The following is a 16,256-nucleotide window of genomic DNA, read 5'->3' as shown; positions in this document are numbered from 1 at the left end:
AATTAAGTAGTATATAAGAGAGAGATAGCCCGCTACACATACATATAGCGCGCAAGGGAATTAAGGGCTAATTGGCAACCACAAGAAAGGAGCAAAAATGCGAGAAAGTGAAGTTGAAAAAACATTAATATTTGAAGTAAAGAAACGTGGTGGTATTGCACTTAAGTTTATATCGCCTGGAATGTCGGGCGTTCCAGATAGATTGGTACTTATGAATTGTGGAAGGATAGCTTTTATTGAGCTTAAAGCTCCTGGAAAGCAAATGCGACCACTTCAAATAAAGAGAAAAAGACAATTAGAAGCATTAGGATTTTTAGTATATTGCATAGATAAAAAGGAGCAGATTGGAGGGGTGCTTGATGAAATATGTGGCACATGAATATCAAAATTATGCAGAGGAATTTATCATTAAGCACCCTGCTTGTGGGTTGATGCTAGATATGGGTCTTGGAAAAACAGTTATAACTTTAACCGCAATTGATAATCTTATGTATGATTATTTTGATGTTGCCAAGGTTTTAGTAATTGCTCCACTTAGAGTGGCACAGGACACTTGGGGTAAAGAGTGTGAAAAGTGGGAGCATTTAAAGGGACTTAGGATTTCAAAGGTATTAGGGCCTGAAAAGGAACGAAGAATCGCTCTAGCACGAAAAGCTGACATTTATATTATCAATCGTGAAAATGTAGAGTGGTTATGTACTAATTATAAATTGGATTTTGATATGGTAGTCATTGATGAGTTATCAAGTTTCAAATCACCTACTGCTAAAAGGTTCAAGGCACTTCGTAAAGCCAGGCCACAGGTAAAAAGAATAGTTGGACTTACAGGAACACCAGCACCAAATAGCTTACTTGATTTATGGAGTGAGATAAATCTACTTGATATGGGTCAAAGACTAGGGCGATTTATTGGTAGCTATCGAAATGAGTATTTTGTGCCAGATAAACGTAATCAGCAAGTAATCTTCAGCTATAAATTAAGGGATGGTGCAGAGGATTTAATTTATAACAAAATATCCGACATCTGCGTTAGCATGAAAGCTTGTGATTATTTGAAAATGCCAGATAGAATTGATAATTTTGTAGAAGTCCAAATGTCAGAGAAGGAAGAGGCACTTTATAAAAAGCTTGAGAGTGAAATGCTTCTTCCATTTGCTGATGGAGATATTGATGCAGTAAATGCAGCAGCTCTTTCAAATAAATTACTTCAAATGGCAAATGGTGCTGTCTACGATGAATTTAAAGCAGTAAAGATTATTCATAGTAAAAAGCTTGAAGCATTAGAAGATTTAATTGAAGCAGCTAATGGAAAACCTGTACTTATCTTTTATGCTTACAAACATGATAAAGAAAGAATATCAGAGAAGTTTAAGGTAACTGCAATATTAACAAGTGAGGATATTTCAAAATGGAATAATGGTGAAATCAACATTGCTATTGCGCACCCTGCATCTACTGGTCATGGGCTTAACCTTCAAGCAGGTGGTTCAACGGTTATATGGTTTGGTCTTACTTGGAGCCTTGAACTTTACCAACAAGCTAATGCAAGGCTCTGGCGTCAAGGGCAAAAAGAAACTGTTGTTATTCATCATATCGTTTCTAAAGGAACTATCGATGAGCAAGTTATGAAGGCTCTTCAGAAAAAACGAATAGGTCAAGATGCTTTAATTAATGCAGTGAAAGCAAGAATTGGGGGTGGAGCTTATGACAAAAACAGATAAAGGAAAAGATACGAAAATGCTGTTGCTAACAATAGCATATTTAGAAAGTTTAATAGTTCCATCGAAGGATCTAGGTTTCATCTACTATGCTGTTTTCTATCTAAGAAAAACTATTGAGGAAAGAGGTGGCATTAATGACTAAGCAAGAATTATCGCAGCTATATTATCTTAATCGAGAAATTGAGCAACTAAAAAATAGAATAGCAGAACTTGAGTGTATTGCCACCTCTACATCTTCTGTAATAACAGGGATGCCACACGCAAGTGGTGTTTCAGATAAAGTTGGTAAGTATGCGGCAGAGATTGCGGATCTTAAGGAACTATTAGACTTAAACCTCAAGAAGTGCTTCTATGAACTTAACAGGCTGAACAGGTTTATAGAAAGTATTGAGGATAGTCAATTGAGGATGATCCTAAGTCTTAGACATATCAATGGCTTAGGTTGGCATCAGGTAGCAGCGAGCATTGGAGGAGGTAATAGTGATAAGAGTGTTCAAATGATGGAGAGTAGATTCTTAAAGAAAAACTAAAGTTGTTACCTTTGTTACTCTAGGCTGTGTTAATATAATATTATAGAAAGTATAGTTTGAAGCATTTGCTGTGGAAACGGTAGGTGCTTTTCTTATGCCCAAAGGAAGGTGAGAAGTGTGCCAAGGAAACCTTTAAAACCATGTAAGCATCAAGGCTGTCCAAAGTTAACTGATGGTAGCTATTGCGATGAACACAAGGGACTTCATGCCAAGGACAGAACGAATGCAACGGGTCGTGGGTATGGTAGCAGGTGGAGAACAGCTAGGAGTAGATTTTTAAAAGCCAATCCTTTGTGTGTTAGATGTAATCAGCTGGGTAGGATAACAAAAGCAAATGTTGTTGACCATATCAAACCGCATAGAGGTGACAAAATATTGTTTTGGGATGAGAGCAACTGGCAATCATTATGTAAGAGTTGTCATGACACTAAAACCATGACTAAAGATAGATATAAAGAATATACATTTTGACCGGGTAGGGGGTCCAGAATCCCTAAAGAGGACATGCAGATGACCGCCGCCCCCTGTCGCGTGAATTTTCGCAGAATTACGTAAGGGGGGGTACTATAAAATCGCATAATAGAAAGTTCAAATTAAGTAGCTACAAGTGTTTGTGGTTACTTTTTTATTGCGTAAAAGTTTATGAAAGGAGTAACTCACATGACACTTGATGAAAAAGAAAAAATAAGAGAATTAAGATTAAAAGGTACTGGATATAAAGGAATTGCTTCACTCTTAGGATTAACCAGGGATAGCGTTAGAGGATTTTGTAAGCGTAATGGTTTAGATGGTGACTCATGTGTTGTTGCTCTTAATGTTGAAGAAAAAATAAAAAGAAATCTATTTTGTGCTTGTTGTGAAAAACCAATTAAGCAAAAAGTCCAAGGTAGAACTAGGAGATTTTGTTCTGGAGATTGTAGGCGGAAATGGTGGCGAGAGCATCCAAATGAAAGGAAGAAAAATGATGATGCTATTTACAAGTACACTTGCCCATATTGTGGAGAAGAATTTAGTTCTTATGGAAATAAGAAAAGAAAATATTGTAGTCACAACTGTTATATAAAAGATAGGTTTTGGGGGGATGAAAATGGAATTTAAGAAGTTACAGATAGATTCACTTATACCGGCTGAATATAATCCAAGGAAAAAGCTAAAGCCTGGTGATAGTGAGTTTGAGAAAATCAAAAATAGTATTAATGAGTTTGGATATGTTGATCCAGTAATAATTAATAAGGATTTAACAGTTATAGGTGGTCATCAGAGAATATCAGTATTGAAGACACTCGGAGTCACTGAAATTGATTGTGTAATTGTTGATGTTGATAAAACAAAAGAAAAGGCATTAAACATTGCCCTTAATAAAATTAGTGGTGAGTGGAATAAAGAATTGCTTGCTGATCTTATAAAGGATTTGCAATCTTTAGACTACGATATAGCATTTACAGGATTTGATCCCCCAGAGATTGATGCTCTGTTTAATGAACTTTACCCTAAAGGTGTTAAAGAAGATGGATTTGATGAGCCTCTACCTGAAACTCCAATTACAAAACAGAGAGATATTTGGCTTTTAGGAAGACATCGTTTAATCTGTGGGGACAGTACAAAACTTGAAACTTATGAAGTTTTAATGGAAGGGAAAAAGGCAAATCTAGTGGTAACAGATCCCCCATATAATGTGGCATATGAAGGAACAGCAGGAACAATTCAAAATGATAATATGGAAGATGAAAAGTTTTATGAATTTCTTCTTGATGCTTATAAAGGTATGTATGAAAGTCTTGCAGATGGTGGGTCAATTTATGTATTCCATGCTGACAAGGAAACAGTTAATTTCAGAATAGCTTTTAAGGATGCAGGATTCTTTTGTCATCAAACTTGTATTTGGATAAAAAATTCACCAGTACTCGGACGATGTGATTATCAATATACTCATGAACCAGTACTTGTAGGTTGGAAACCAACTGCTGGGCATAAATTTTATGCCGATAGAAAGCAAAGAACTACTTGGAATTTTGATAGACCAACAAAATCAAAGTACCATCCAACAATGAAGCCAATAGCATTAGTAGCCTACCCAATTGTAAATTCAAGTTTAACTAATTCTATTATTCTTGACCCCTTTGGTGGCAGTGGTTCAACTCTTATAGCATGTGAACAAACAGATAGAGTTTGCTATACTATTGAGCTTGATGAAAAATATGCAGATGTTATTGTTCAAAGATTTATAGAGCAGGTTGGTAGTGATAATAGTGTATATCTTTTAAGAGATGGTGTAAAAATAAAATATATAGATATCGAAAAGGAAGGGGAAGTAAATGACCTTCCTTGATTTCTGCTATTTAAAATTTTATAGAGTGTCTTTATAAGTTGAAAGTTGTCATTCGAATTATGTGTTTTAGTTGATAGAATTCTGCATATGTAACTGGCTATATACCCCGTGTAGAGCTAATATGTACACTACGAAAAGGTAATAAACATATTTTGAAAGGGGTATAAACGCAATGAAAAATCAAACAATTGGTGTGGAAATTGAAATGACAGGAATTACTAGGGAAGAAGCTGCAGAGGTTACTTCAAAATTTCTAGGAGGAAAGATTGGAAGAGCATATGATAGCTACGATACTTACAAGATAATAGCACCAGATAATAGAGTTTGGCAAATAATGAGTGATGCCAGCATTCAAACCATGAAAAATGAAAAAGGTACACTTGTCTCAGCAAATAGAAGTTACAGTGTTGAATTAGTAACACCGATTTTAAAGTACGATGACGTAGAAACTTTACAAGAACTTATTAGACAGCTCAGACACTCAGGCGCAGTTAGTGAAAGTAGATTGCAATGTGGTATTCATATTCACATAGGAGCAAAAGAACATACCCCAAATACCTTAAAGAACTTGGTTAACCTCATGTCTTCAAAGGAAGATTTAATTTACAAAAGTTTTGAGATAGACCCTGCAAGAGTTAGGTTTTGCCAAAAGGTTAATAACAATTTGATTGAAACTATAAATAAGAAAAAGCCAAAAACATTATCAGAGCTTGCAGATGCTTGGTATAGCGATTATGGAGTTGAGGGCAGAGGACGTCACTATCATACAAGTAGATATCATGGGCTTAACCTGCACAGCACTTTTACAAAAGGTACAATTGAATTTAGGCTTTTTAATGGAACCCTGCATGCAGGTAAAATTAGAAGCTACATAGTTTTCTGCCTAGCCATTAGCCATCAAGCATTAAAGCAAAAAAGTGCAAGTGCAAAACGTACCCACACTGACAATGAAAAATACACTTTTAGATGTTGGTTACTTAGATTAGGACTTATTGGGGATGAATTCAAAAATTGCAGAAAACACCTTATGAAATCCCTTGATGGAAATTCAGCTTGGAGAACACCAAGAGCTGCTTGAAACTAAATATACAGATAAAGAGGGGATTTCATTTCCCTCTTTATCAAACTAAATTATTATAAAGGAGAAATGCAAAATGGCAGGAGAAACAAAGCTGTATGGTGCATATGGTTCAAATATGAATTTAGAACAAATGAGTCATAGATGTCCAAAAGCTAAGGTTGTAGGAACAGGAACACTTGAAGGTTATAAACTAACATTCAGAGGGAAATATAAAGGTGTTGCAAATATTGAACAATGTAAGGACAGAACAGTACCTATTGTTCTATGGGAAATAACTGAGGATTGTGAAACAGCACTTGATTTATATGAAGGGTTCCCTAATTTATATATTAAAAAGCAAGTTGAAATTACGGTGGAAGGTAAACCAAGAAAAACTTTAGTTTATATTATGGTAAGAAAATATAGAGATATGGTGGCACCTCCTACAGAATATTATTTCAATGCAATTGCTAGAGGATATTCTGATAATGGGGTTGATTTAAAACCTCTACAAATTGCATATTCAGAATGTCTATCTGAATTAAGATAGTGGAGGTAAGTATGGATAAATTTTTTACTCAGAAAACTTGTGATAGGTGTGGTAGTTTTTTAGAGAAAGGCAGAATAATGTCAATGTTTAATACAGATTGTATTTGCATGGCCTGTTCTGAAAAAGAAAAGAAGGATAAGGATTATGAGAAGGCTGTAAAGGCTGATCATGAAGAAATCAAAAAAGGTAATTTCAATTATAAAGGTATTAGAGATAATAACTAAGAAAATTTTGTTAGGGGTCTACTTTATAGTAGGCTCTTTTCTTATGATAAATTTTAAAGATTGGGGGTGAAACCTATGGCACAAAGAGGAAGAAAGCCAAAGCCAACTGCAGTAAAAGAACTTGAGGGCAATCCAGGGAAAAGATCCCTTAATGAACTGGAACCAAAGCCTGAGAGAAAGGCACCAAGGTGTCCTACCTGGCTTGATCCAGCAGCTAAAAAAGAATGGCGAAGAGTAGCAAGTCAGCTTGAGGAACTTGGTATATTAACAGAAGTTGATATGGCAGCTTTTGCAGGATATTGTGAAGCCTATGCACGTTGGAAAGAGGCAGAAGAATTTATATCAAAGCATGGAACAATTGTAAAAACACCAAGTGGATATTGGCAACAAGTGCCACAGGTGTCTATTGCTCAAACTTATCTTAAGATTATGATTAAATTCTGTGAACAGTTTGGACTTACACCATCATCAAGAAGTAGAATTGTTGCAGATAAGGGTTCTAATGATTATTTAGATCCTATGGAAATGATGCTAAGAGGTGAGTTGAAATAATGTATGATGAAGCAAAAGCAAAGCGTGCTGTTGATTTTATCAACTGCTTAAAGCATACAAAAGGTCAGTGGAGAGGAGTACCTTTCGATTTACTTCCTTGGCAGGATAAAATAATCAAAGATGTATTTGGAAATGTAAAAGATAATGGATATAGAAAGTTCAACACAGCTTATATAGAAGTTCCAAAGAAGAATGGTAAGTCAGAACTTGCAGCAGCAGTAGCACTTTTAATGACTTGTGGTGATAATGAATGGGGAGCAGAAGTTTATGGATGTGCTTCAGATAGGCAACAGGCTTCTATTGTTTTTGATGTTGCAGTTGAAATGGTGGAACAATGTCCAGCACTTAAGAAAAGAATTAAGCCTATAATGTCAATGAAAAGATTGGTGTACAAACCTACAAATAGTTTTTATCAGGTTCTATCAGCTGAAGCATATACAAAGCATGGACTTAATGTTCATTCAGTTGTTTTTGATGAACTTCATGCTCAACCAAATAGAGAGTTGTTTGATGTTATGACTAAGGGATCAGGGGATGCAAGATTACAGCCATTATTTTTTCTAATAACTACAGCAGGTACAGATAGAAATTCTATTTGCTATGAGCAACATCAAAAGGCCCTTGATATTATTGATGGTAGAAAAATAGATCCAACATTTTATCCAGTTATATATGGAATTAATGATAATGATGATTGGGGATTAGAGGCGAACTGGTATAAAGCGAATCCATCACTAGGACATACTATTGATATAGAAAAGGTTGTAAATGCTTATAATAGTGCAAGAGAAAATCCGGCTGAAGAAAATATATTCCGTCAGCTGAGATTAAATCAATGGGTAAAACAATCCACTCGTTGGATGCAGATGGATAAATGGGACGAGTGTGATTTTAATATAGATATAGATTCACTAAAAGGCAGAGAATGTTATGGAGGACTTGACCTTTCAAGTACTACAGATATTACTGCTTTTGTTTTAGTGTTTGCACCAAGAACATCTGAAGAAAAATATATAGTACTTCCTTACTTTTGGATACCAGATGATAATTTAAAGCTAAGAGTGCGACGTGATCATGTTCCTTATGATGTGTGGGAAAAGCAAGGTTTTATAAAAACAACTGAAGGTAATGTGGTCCACTATGGATTTATAGAAACTTTTATTGAGGAGTTAGGCACAAAGTATAATATAAAAGAAATAGCCTTTGATAGATGGGGAGCTGTGCAAATGGTACAAAATCTTGATGGTATGGGATTTAAAGTAGTTCCTTTTGGGCAAGGTTATAAGGATATGTCTCCACCTTCAAAAGAATTAATGAAGCTAACCCTTGAGAAGAAGATAGCACATGGAGGGAATCCAGTTCTTAGATGGATGATGGATAATATATTTATAAAGCAAGATCCAGCTGGCAATATTAAGCCTGATAAAGAGAAATCAACTGAGAAGATAGATGGTGCAGTGGCTTTGATAATGGCATTGGATAGATCAATTAGGAATCAAGGGAATTGTGGTAGTGTTTATGATGAGAGAGGAATTCTAGTGTTGTAGACAAAAAGATAGTATTGAAAAGTATGGCTAACTTTAATTTTATTAATATTAAATCATAAGGAATCGTTACGAAAAATATTGACAGGATAATTAAGGATATGATATATTAAACATAAGGAACCGTAATGAATCATAATGAATGAAGTGAAAGAGAGGAAAGAAAATGAATATTTTTCAAATGAAAACAAAACCCCACGGAATTGAAAGGGCTAGGCAATTTATTGATGAAAAGTTCGTATGCATTGGTTGGCCTGGCATAGGAAATTTAGAACAAACCAGCAAGGATGAAATACGTGATAAACTAGAACAAAGTTATGGTTATACAGGTCATAAACTTGGGAATGCACTTGGGCAGGTTAATACATTTATAAATACCATGAAAGCTGGGGATGTCGTACTTATTACCGAAAAAAACTGGGTTTATATTGGTACAGTAGGAAGCTATAAATATGACCAACAGTATGACAACGAGCAAGATGCTATGTGTCATAGAAGAAATGTTGAATGGACTGACAGGGTTCTAATTACTAATCTTGAAAGTAGTATCCAAAGGCTTATTAGTAACCGAAATACAATATGTCAATACCCAGAAGCTATTGAAGAATCAGGACTTGATAAGATTTTCGTTAAACAGCCATCATTAAATAAAGAAAATTCTGCAAAGTTAGACAGCTTGTTTCAGGATGCTTTAGTAGTATTAGAAGAAGAATTGAAATCGACAGATCCAGATCGCAGACTTAAAGCAGCGGCGGAACTAATAAGGTTAAAAAACAACTAATAAATGAGGCTTATGTGATAATAGAGTAATAAACGGATAAAATTAGTACTAAGATGAAAGGGGAAATCAATATATGTATTATAAAATCAAATACAAATTAAGGAATAATCATTTAAAAAATATTAATTTGTGTGATTATATAGAGGAATTAGGTCGCGGAGTGGAAAATTACAACATAAGATGTGCAAATTCTAAAAATATTAAAGAAATTATTGATATGGCAATTAGTAGAGATTTTATAGAAATAACTCTAACATCAAATAAGATTCTTAAACATCCGAGTTTAGCACTAAGAATATTCTCAGAATATTTAGTGAAGAAAATGGGGTTTAATCGATTATTAACAACATCTATTCCTGCAAAATTATTTAGAAGTGTACAAATACTAAATGTATAATAAAGAATATTAGAATGATAGCAACATTGAAAGCATCTCATTAGAGGTGCTTTTTTAATGCCAATCTTCGGGAGGAAATAAAATGAAGATACCAATAATATCAAGACTTTGGGAGACTAGAGCAGGTCCTAAGAATAGCTTCTGGGGAAGTACTTATAGTTTTTTCTTTGGAAGTACAACTAGTGGAAAGACAGTAAATGAAACAACAGCAATGCAAACTACTGCAGTTTATGCTTGTGTTAGGATACTTGCAGAAACAATAGCTTCATTGCCGCTGCATACCTATAAATACACAGAAACCGGAAAGGAGAAAGCTACAGAACATCAAATATATAATATCCTTACGGATGAACCAAATCCTGAGATGACCTCATTTGTGTTTAGAGAAACACTTATGGGTCATCTTTTATTATGGGGAAATGCATATGCACAGATTATTAGGGATGGAAGAGGCAAGGTTATTGCATTATATCCTCTAATGCCAGATAAGATGGTCGTAGATAGAACAGATAAGGGTGAGATTTACTACATTTATAGCAAAGATGGACAGAGCTATCCACTGAGAAATGATGAGGTTCTGCACATTCCTGGTCTTGGATTTGATGGTTTAATTGGCTATTCTCCAATAGCAATGGCTAAAAATGCAATAGGTATGGCAATAGCAACTGAAGAATATGGAGCTAAATTCTTTGCAAATGGAGCTAACCCAGGAGGGGTACTTGAACATCCAGGTGTAGTAAAAGACCCTGCAAGAGTTAGAGAAAGTTGGAACAGTGTATATCAAGGTAGTTCAAATGCCCATAGGGTTGCTGTTTTAGAAGAGGGGATGAAGTTTCAAAGCATAGGAATTCCACCAGAACAAGCACAGTTTTTAGAAACTAGGAAGTTTCAAATAAATGAGATAGCAAGGATATTTAGAATACCTCCTCACATGGTTGGAGATCTTGATAAATCAAGCTTTAGTAATATAGAACAGCAATCACTTGAATTTGTTATGTATACTCTTGATCCTTGGGTTGTTAGGTGGGAGCAAGCAATTAAAAGAGCCTTGTTTACTGAAAGTGAAAAGAAGGAATACTTCGTTAAATTTAATGTGGATGGATTACTTAGAGGTGACTACCAAAGCCGTATGAATGGGTATTCAGTAGGAAGGCAGAATGGTTGGTTATCTAGTAACGACATTAGAGAACTTGAGAACCTTAATAGAATACCGGAGGAGCTTGGTGGAGATTTGTATTTAATTAATGGGAATATGACAAAACTTGCTGATGCAGGTGCATTTGCCAATAAAAACAATACTGGATTGGAGGAGAAAAAGTGAACAAAAAGTTTTGGAACTGGGTAAAAAATGAAGAAGGCAGAACACTTTATTTTGATGGATATATAGCACAGGACAGTTGGTTTGATGATGATATTACCCCTAAGCAGTTTAAGTCTGAACTTACAGCTACTGAAGGAGATATATCAGTATGGCTGAATTCACCAGGTGGAGATGTATTTGCTGCAAGTCAAATTTATACCATGTTAAAAGAATATAAAGGGAAGGTAACTGTAAAGATAGATGGACTAGCAGCTAGTGCAGCATCAGTTATTGCAATGGCAGGAAGTGAAATATTATTGTCTCCAGTTGCAATGATGATGATTCATAATCCAGCTACAGTTATTTATGGAGAATCAGCGGATCTACAAAGTGGAATTGAGATGCTATCAGAGGTAAAGGAAAGCATAATAAATGCTTATGAGCAAAAGACTGGACTTCCACGACTAAAGATATCAAAAATGATGGATGCTGAAACTTGGTTTAGTGCTAAGAAAGCAGTAGAACTAGGTTTTGCAGATAAAGTTTTATATGAGGATACTGAGGAAAATCCTACAGATGGTTTTATTTTTGATAAGGTAACTGTTACTAATACCCTATTGAGAAAAATACCAAAGGCACAGAAAACACAGCCTAAAGTAGAAACAGGAACACCTCATGAACAACTATTAACAAGGCTTAAACTAATAAAATAATAAATTTTGGAGGAATGTGTTATGAATAAAATATTAGAACTTAGAGAAAAAAGAGCAAACCTATGGGATAGTACAAAAGCTTTCCTAGATAATAAAAGAAATGGTAATGGATTATTATCAGCAGAGGACACATCAACTTATGAAAAAATGGAAGCAGATGTTGTAAACTTAGGAAAGGAAATAGACAGATTAGAGAGACAATCGGCACTTGATTTGGAACTGTCAAAGGCGACTTCTAATGCTATAAGAAATAAACCAAACGCTAATCACAGTGAAGAAAAAACAGGAAGGGCATCAAACGAGTATAACACTGCATTCTGGAAGACCATGAGAAACAAGAACAGCTTTGATGTACAAAATGCTTTGCAAATTGGAACTGACAGTGAAGGCGGCTTCCTTGCACCAGATGAGTTTGAAAAAATATTAATTGAAAGCTTAGAAGAACAAAATATATTTAGACAACTTGCCAATGTAATTACTACATCTTCAGGAGATAAGAAAATCCCTGTTGTAGCAACTAAAGGAACAGCATCTTGGGTAGATGAAGAAGGAGTAATTCCAGAATCTGATGATTCATTTGGACAAGTATCTATAGGAGCATATAAATTAGCCACTATGATTAAGGTTTCTGAGGAACTTCTTAATGATAGTGTTTTTAATTTAGAGAGTTATATAGCAAAAGAGTTTGCTAGAAGAATCGGGGCAAGAGAGGAGGAAGCTTTCTTTATAGGGGATGGTACTGGAAAGCCTACAGGAATATTCAATGCAACTGGTGGGGCAACTCTTGGGATTACAGCGGCAAGTGCCACAGCTATAACTATTGATGAGATTATGGATTTATTCTATTCTCTAAAATCACCTTATAGGAAGAATTCTATATTTACTATGAATGATGCTACAGTTAAGGCTATTAGAAAGCTTAAGGATGGAAATGGTCAGTATATTTGGCAACCCTCAATTACAGCAGGACAACCAGATACTATTTTAAATAGACCTGTAAAAACTTCTGCTTATGTACCAGTACTAGGATCAGCAGCTAGAGCTATTGCCTTTGGTGATTTTAGCTACTATTGGGTAGCGGATAGACAAGGTAGATCCTTCCAAAGACTAAATGAACTATATGCAGCAACAGGACAAGTCGGTTTTAAAGCAACGCAAAGAGTTGATGGTAAGCTAATACTTCCTGAAGCTATTAAAGTACTGCAAATGAAAGTTTAGTTATTATAGTGTAATAAAAATGATGGGGGTGGGTGTATGGTCATTTCATTGGAAGAAGTTAAATTATATTTAAGAGTTGATGGGGATGAAGAAAATGCACTCATCACCAATTTTATAATTACAGCAGAAGAAATATGTGAAGGGATTTTAAGATATCCTATATCTGAATTTACTATAGTACCAGAAACAGTAAAGCAAGCCATATTATATGCAGTAGCTAATATGTATGAAAAAAGAGAGAACTTTGAGGTTAAAGATGTTCTTGAAACAATGACAAGGATACTATTTTCATATAGAAAGGAAAGCTGGTGATGTTATGGAGATAGGTGATTTAAGGCATAGAATAATTATTCAGAAATTTACTACAGTAGTAAATAAAAATGGATTTGAGCTTGAAGCTTGGCAAGATTATAAAACAGTATGGGCATCAGTTTCTAATTTATCCGGCAGAGAATATTATCAAGCAGCAGCAATTCAAGCAGAGAAAACTGTGAAGTTTTTAATAAGGCACATAGATGATATGGATACATCAATGAGAATTATATTTAAGGATAAGCCGTACAATATAACTTCCATTGATAATAGGGACTATGCAAATAAGTATCTTGAAATAAAAGCTTTGGAGGTGGATATCGGTGGCTAGCATTGAACTTGAAGGGATGGCTGAACTTATTGATAAAGTAAATAAGCTGGGATCAAAAGGTGAAATAATTAAAAAGAAGGCGTTAGATAAAGCCGGAGAACTTGTAAAGACAAGCATGGAGAGAAAAGCACCTAGGTCTGGAGAAGCTAAAAAGCATATGGCAGAAAATATACAAGTGTCAAAAATAAGAAAGGAAGATGGTGTGGACTTTGTTAATATTGGACCTAATAAAGGAGATAACTCAGAGTTCTTCTATAGTAAATTTACAGAATGGGGGACAAGTAAAATACCTGCACAGCATTGGGCTGAGAACTCCCTAATTGAAAATAAAAGAGAAATAAATCAAACCATTATGGAAGAATTGAAAAGGGGTCTTGAAGAATGATTAATAAACTGATTATTGATGCCCTAAAACCACTTAATATTCCAGTAGCTTTTCAAAGGTATAGTGGAAAAGCTCAAATTTATATTACTTTCTATGAATACTTGGCTACAGGAGAAGAATATGAGGATGACGAAGAGGCTTTGACAGCACATTATATTCAAGTAGATCTATGGTCAAAAGTAGATTATATAGATGTAGTAAAAACTATAAAAGAACTTTTGCTTAATGCAGGGTTTAAAAGATTAAATGAAATAGACCTTTATGAGGAAGATACTAAAATCTATCATAAAGGTCTTAAATTTTATTATTTAGAGGAGTGTGATATAAATGGCTAGACAAATAGGGTTAAGAGATATTCATATTGCTATATTGAAAACAGATGATGCCACAGCAACAACCTATGATCCACCAATAAAACTCGAAAGAGCAATAAGTGCAAAACTTTCACCAAAGTCAAATTCAGAAAATATTTATTCAGATGATGCAGTTGAAGATATAATTACTGCTTTTGAAGGGGTAGATGTTGAAATAGAAGTAAATCAACTATCACTTGAAAGTAGAGCAAAGCTTCAGGGATCAAAGGTTGTGAAAGGCGTTCTTATTGAAAATAAAGATGATATACCACCAACTATAGCTTTAGGATTTAAGTCAAAGAAGAATAGTGGGAAGTTTAGATTTGTGTGGCTACTAAAGGGTAAATTTGAACTTGCTACAGATGAATATGATACTGAAGCAGAAAAGCCAAAGGCACAAAGCGCGAAGATTAAAGGGAATTTCTATTCAAGAGAATCAGATGGTAACTATAGATTCATTTGTGATGAGGATGTTCAAGGTGTGGATGCAACAATCATAAGTGCTTGGTTTACTGTGGTACCTAGTGAGCCAAATCCGATATAATAATAGAAGTTAAAAAGTGACAAATTATTAGACGTTTTATGTACTATTATGCAAAATTATGATATAATTTTATAAAAAATGGATTTTATGTATGAATAATTTAATAATTTTTTGGGGGATAACTATGAAAAAAGTGATATTAAATATTTTAGAATTATTAAGTTGGATTTGGACAGTAATATGGCTATTTTTATCTGAAAAAGGTAAGATTCAGATGAAAAAAATAAAAAATATAATTATAGTAAATAAAAATAAATTAAAAATTAGTATGAGGCTTAATTTTAATGAAGCAAAAAATAAACTTATCCACAATAAAATAGTTGTAAGCATGGTTATAGCTATAGTTTTTATTGTGATTGCTAGTGTAAATGCTTCTAATAAACACGAGAAATCAAAATTAAATACTTACAACAACATTATAATTACAAGTAATATAGAAGGATTAGAAATAACTAAGGAACCATTTGATCCGGATAGATTATCTGTTATTGTGAAATTAAAAGAAGGTTATGTGCAAAGCAATAATTCGGTAGCTATTAAAGATTTGATTCTTGAAGCCTCAATAAAATATCCAAATAAAACAAGAGAAGTTTATTGGAATGAGGCATTATTACGTTCAGACGGCATAGGTGTTGCATTTGATAAGTACTCTGGTGCAGAGTCTATTGTTCTTACTAAGTATACAGGAATTATAACTACAGAAGCCCAAAAAGAAGCCCAAAAAGAAAAAGATAAAAAACAGAAGCTTGAAGATGATGCCATAGCTCGAGCTAAACAACAATCTGACGCCATAGCTCGAACTAAACAAGAAGCTGACGATAAGGTAATGGCAGAACAAATTGAAAAAAATAGATATGAAAAAATTTCTGATATAGATAACACTCAAACTTGGAGAGTTTATGTTGAAGCGGGTAGAGATCTTGGAATTTATGGGAATGCAGGAAATCAATTGGTAATAATTATTCGTGATGAATCTGGAAACCCCTTAGTGTCAGATATGTTATGGAATGGTGCTTATGATAAAAGCTATACTCTTAGTAACATCTATAATGGATATTACACTGTTGAGCTCAGCTATATATCTCAATACGTATATAATTGGAAATTTCAAGTTGAATAGAGTAATTTTTGATATAGATCACCTATAATATACCATTAATTTCATAGGAGAATATAAAGTAAGATATTATTTAAATTTCGAGAGGATTTACTATTAACGTAAATCCTTTTTCTTGCCAAAGAGCAGAGTGGATGAGATTTATTTGAAGGCATTAGAACTTAAAAATAAAGGAATAAAAATTAAACTTAACAACGAAGAGTATGAGCTTAAATTTGATATGAAAACCTTCAGTGAATTACAAGAAGTCTATGATGATTACTGTAATATTTAAGTAATAATTTACGATTAAGAA

Annotated in this window: 24 protein-coding genes; all 24 read left to right on the top strand. The window is 34.2% G+C overall.

Annotated features, from left to right (window positions below):
- Positions 1-97 precede the first annotated feature (97 nt).
- Positions 98-379: a VRR-NUC domain-containing protein gene (locus CLVI_RS00350; protein WP_106058127.1), complete on the top strand. Its 282-nt coding sequence runs from the start codon at positions 98-100 to the stop codon at positions 377-379.
- A complete protein-coding gene (locus tag CLVI_RS00345; RefSeq protein WP_106058126.1) occupies positions 360-1,721 on the top strand; it encodes a DEAD/DEAH box helicase in 1,362 nt (453 codons plus the stop codon). Before CLVI_RS00350 ends, CLVI_RS00345 begins: the two co-directional genes overlap by 20 nt.
- Complete coding sequence (locus CLVI_RS17330) at positions 1,705-1,863, top strand: hypothetical protein (protein WP_170065555.1); 159 nt, start codon at positions 1,705-1,707, stop codon at positions 1,861-1,863. Before CLVI_RS00345 ends, CLVI_RS17330 begins: the two co-directional genes overlap by 17 nt.
- The gene (locus CLVI_RS00340) at positions 1,856-2,251 is read left to right on the top strand and encodes a sigma-70 family RNA polymerase sigma factor (protein ID WP_106058125.1); all 396 of its coding nucleotides are present in this window, start codon (positions 1,856-1,858) and stop codon (positions 2,249-2,251) included. Before CLVI_RS17330 ends, CLVI_RS00340 begins: the two co-directional genes overlap by 8 nt.
- 117 nt (positions 2,252-2,368) lie before the next feature.
- Positions 2,369-2,722, top strand: coding sequence for an HNH endonuclease (locus CLVI_RS00335; RefSeq protein WP_106058124.1), 354 nt, complete (start codon positions 2,369-2,371; stop codon positions 2,720-2,722).
- 189 nt (positions 2,723-2,911) lie between these two features.
- Positions 2,912-3,349: an RNA polymerase subunit sigma-70 gene (locus CLVI_RS00330; protein WP_106058123.1), complete on the top strand. Its 438-nt coding sequence runs from the start codon at positions 2,912-2,914 to the stop codon at positions 3,347-3,349.
- A complete protein-coding gene (locus CLVI_RS00325) occupies positions 3,339-4,580 on the top strand; it encodes a site-specific DNA-methyltransferase (RefSeq protein ID WP_106058122.1) in 1,242 nt (413 codons plus the stop codon). The genes CLVI_RS00330 and CLVI_RS00325 overlap by 11 nt, the downstream gene beginning before the upstream one ends.
- Positions 4,581-4,752: 172 nt before the next feature.
- Positions 4,753-5,658 (top strand): amidoligase family protein, encoded by a 906-nt coding sequence (locus CLVI_RS00320; protein ID WP_106058121.1) that lies wholly within the window; start codon positions 4,753-4,755, stop codon positions 5,656-5,658.
- A 76-nt stretch (positions 5,659-5,734) separates the two neighbouring features.
- Entirely contained in the window at positions 5,735-6,190 is a 456-nt protein-coding gene (locus CLVI_RS00315; protein WP_106058120.1) for a gamma-glutamylcyclotransferase family protein, read from the top strand.
- Positions 6,191-6,201: 11 nt separating this feature from the next.
- Positions 6,202-6,414 carry a gamma-glutamylcyclotransferase gene (locus CLVI_RS00310; protein WP_106058119.1) on the top strand — a complete coding sequence of 71 codons (213 nt, stop codon included), beginning with the start codon at positions 6,202-6,204 and terminating at the stop codon, positions 6,412-6,414.
- Between the two features lie 75 nt (positions 6,415-6,489).
- A complete protein-coding gene (locus tag CLVI_RS00305) occupies positions 6,490-6,966 on the top strand; it encodes a phage terminase small subunit P27 family (protein ID WP_106058118.1) in 477 nt (158 codons plus the stop codon).
- Positions 6,966-8,513 carry a terminase large subunit gene (locus CLVI_RS00300; RefSeq protein ID WP_106058117.1) on the top strand — a complete coding sequence of 516 codons (1,548 nt, stop codon included), beginning with the start codon at positions 6,966-6,968 and terminating at the stop codon, positions 8,511-8,513. The genes CLVI_RS00305 and CLVI_RS00300 overlap by 1 nt, the downstream gene beginning before the upstream one ends.
- 178 nt (positions 8,514-8,691) lie before the next feature.
- A complete protein-coding gene (locus tag CLVI_RS00295) occupies positions 8,692-9,291 on the top strand; it encodes a hypothetical protein (RefSeq protein WP_146127294.1) in 600 nt (199 codons plus the stop codon).
- Between the two features lie 73 nt (positions 9,292-9,364).
- Positions 9,365-9,688 (top strand): hypothetical protein, encoded by a 324-nt coding sequence (locus CLVI_RS00290; RefSeq protein ID WP_106058115.1) that lies wholly within the window; start codon positions 9,365-9,367, stop codon positions 9,686-9,688.
- Between the two features lie 82 nt (positions 9,689-9,770).
- Positions 9,771-11,009 (top strand): phage portal protein, encoded by a 1,239-nt coding sequence (locus CLVI_RS00285; RefSeq protein ID WP_479723348.1) that lies wholly within the window; start codon positions 9,771-9,773, stop codon positions 11,007-11,009.
- The gene (locus tag CLVI_RS00280; RefSeq protein WP_106058114.1) at positions 11,006-11,701 is read left to right on the top strand and encodes a head maturation protease, ClpP-related; all 696 of its coding nucleotides are present in this window, start codon (positions 11,006-11,008) and stop codon (positions 11,699-11,701) included. The genes CLVI_RS00285 and CLVI_RS00280 overlap by 4 nt, the downstream gene beginning before the upstream one ends.
- 21 nt (positions 11,702-11,722) lie before the next feature.
- Positions 11,723-12,919, top strand: a complete 1,197-nt coding sequence (locus tag CLVI_RS00275) for a phage major capsid protein (protein WP_106058113.1) — start codon at positions 11,723-11,725, stop codon at positions 12,917-12,919.
- Positions 12,920-12,955: 36 nt separating this feature from the next.
- A complete protein-coding gene (locus tag CLVI_RS00270) occupies positions 12,956-13,231 on the top strand; it encodes a head-tail connector protein (protein WP_106058112.1) in 276 nt (91 codons plus the stop codon).
- Positions 13,232-13,235: 4 nt separating this feature from the next.
- A complete protein-coding gene (locus tag CLVI_RS00265; protein WP_106058111.1) occupies positions 13,236-13,562 on the top strand; it encodes a phage head closure protein in 327 nt (108 codons plus the stop codon).
- Positions 13,555-13,947, top strand: coding sequence for an HK97-gp10 family putative phage morphogenesis protein (locus CLVI_RS00260; RefSeq protein WP_106058110.1), 393 nt, complete (start codon positions 13,555-13,557; stop codon positions 13,945-13,947). Before CLVI_RS00265 ends, CLVI_RS00260 begins: the two co-directional genes overlap by 8 nt.
- Positions 13,944-14,282, top strand: coding sequence for a hypothetical protein (locus CLVI_RS00255; RefSeq protein ID WP_106058109.1), 339 nt, complete (start codon positions 13,944-13,946; stop codon positions 14,280-14,282). Before CLVI_RS00260 ends, CLVI_RS00255 begins: the two co-directional genes overlap by 4 nt.
- Complete coding sequence (locus CLVI_RS00250; protein WP_106058108.1) at positions 14,275-14,844, top strand: major tail protein; 570 nt, start codon at positions 14,275-14,277, stop codon at positions 14,842-14,844. Before CLVI_RS00255 ends, CLVI_RS00250 begins: the two co-directional genes overlap by 8 nt.
- 124 nt (positions 14,845-14,968) lie before the next feature.
- Positions 14,969-15,964 (top strand): hypothetical protein, encoded by a 996-nt coding sequence (locus tag CLVI_RS00245; RefSeq protein ID WP_106058107.1) that lies wholly within the window; start codon positions 14,969-14,971, stop codon positions 15,962-15,964.
- 142 nt (positions 15,965-16,106) lie between these two features.
- A complete protein-coding gene (locus tag CLVI_RS17935) occupies positions 16,107-16,235 on the top strand; it encodes a hypothetical protein (protein WP_278320490.1) in 129 nt (42 codons plus the stop codon).
- Positions 16,236-16,256: the final 21 nt, after the last annotated feature.

It is taken from the genome of Clostridium vincentii (genome assembly GCF_002995745.1).
Taxonomy (GTDB): domain Bacteria; phylum Bacillota; class Clostridia; order Clostridiales; family Clostridiaceae; genus Clostridium; species Clostridium vincentii.
Note: the sequence above shows the minus strand (reverse complement) of the source record. Positions and strands in the feature narration are given on the sequence as shown.

What these genes read in the sequence shown, in the direction of transcription:
- CLVI_RS00350 (WP_106058127.1), top strand. Translation starts at nt 98, where the DNA reads ATGCGAGAAAGTGAAGTTGAAAAAACATTAATATTTGAAGTAAAGAAA.
- CLVI_RS00345 (WP_106058126.1), top strand. Translation starts at nt 360, where the DNA reads ATGAAATATGTGGCACATGAATATCAAAATTATGCAGAGGAATTTATC.
- CLVI_RS17330 (WP_170065555.1), top strand. Translation starts at nt 1,705, where the DNA reads ATGACAAAAACAGATAAAGGAAAAGATACGAAAATGCTGTTGCTAACA.
- CLVI_RS00340 (WP_106058125.1), top strand. Translation starts at nt 1,856, where the DNA reads ATGACTAAGCAAGAATTATCGCAGCTATATTATCTTAATCGAGAAATT.
- CLVI_RS00330 (WP_106058123.1), top strand. Translation starts at nt 2,912, where the DNA reads ATGACACTTGATGAAAAAGAAAAAATAAGAGAATTAAGATTAAAAGGT.
- CLVI_RS00325 (WP_106058122.1), top strand. Translation starts at nt 3,339, where the DNA reads ATGGAATTTAAGAAGTTACAGATAGATTCACTTATACCGGCTGAATAT.
- CLVI_RS00320 (WP_106058121.1), top strand. Translation starts at nt 4,753, where the DNA reads ATGAAAAATCAAACAATTGGTGTGGAAATTGAAATGACAGGAATTACT.
- CLVI_RS00315 (WP_106058120.1), top strand. Translation starts at nt 5,735, where the DNA reads ATGGCAGGAGAAACAAAGCTGTATGGTGCATATGGTTCAAATATGAAT.
- CLVI_RS00310 (WP_106058119.1), top strand. Translation starts at nt 6,202, where the DNA reads ATGGATAAATTTTTTACTCAGAAAACTTGTGATAGGTGTGGTAGTTTT.
- CLVI_RS00305 (WP_106058118.1), top strand. Translation starts at nt 6,490, where the DNA reads ATGGCACAAAGAGGAAGAAAGCCAAAGCCAACTGCAGTAAAAGAACTT.
- CLVI_RS00300 (WP_106058117.1), top strand. Translation starts at nt 6,966, where the DNA reads ATGTATGATGAAGCAAAAGCAAAGCGTGCTGTTGATTTTATCAACTGC.
- CLVI_RS00295 (WP_146127294.1), top strand. Translation starts at nt 8,692, where the DNA reads ATGAAAACAAAACCCCACGGAATTGAAAGGGCTAGGCAATTTATTGAT.
- CLVI_RS00290 (WP_106058115.1), top strand. Translation starts at nt 9,365, where the DNA reads ATGTATTATAAAATCAAATACAAATTAAGGAATAATCATTTAAAAAAT.
- CLVI_RS00285 (WP_479723348.1), top strand. Translation starts at nt 9,771, where the DNA reads ATGAAGATACCAATAATATCAAGACTTTGGGAGACTAGAGCAGGTCCT.
- CLVI_RS00275 (WP_106058113.1), top strand. Translation starts at nt 11,723, where the DNA reads ATGAATAAAATATTAGAACTTAGAGAAAAAAGAGCAAACCTATGGGAT.
- CLVI_RS00270 (WP_106058112.1), top strand. Translation starts at nt 12,956, where the DNA reads ATGGTCATTTCATTGGAAGAAGTTAAATTATATTTAAGAGTTGATGGG.
- CLVI_RS00265 (WP_106058111.1), top strand. Translation starts at nt 13,236, where the DNA reads ATGGAGATAGGTGATTTAAGGCATAGAATAATTATTCAGAAATTTACT.
- CLVI_RS00255 (WP_106058109.1), top strand. Translation starts at nt 13,944, where the DNA reads ATGATTAATAAACTGATTATTGATGCCCTAAAACCACTTAATATTCCA.
- CLVI_RS00250 (WP_106058108.1), top strand. Translation starts at nt 14,275, where the DNA reads ATGGCTAGACAAATAGGGTTAAGAGATATTCATATTGCTATATTGAAA.
- CLVI_RS00245 (WP_106058107.1), top strand. Translation starts at nt 14,969, where the DNA reads ATGAAAAAAGTGATATTAAATATTTTAGAATTATTAAGTTGGATTTGG.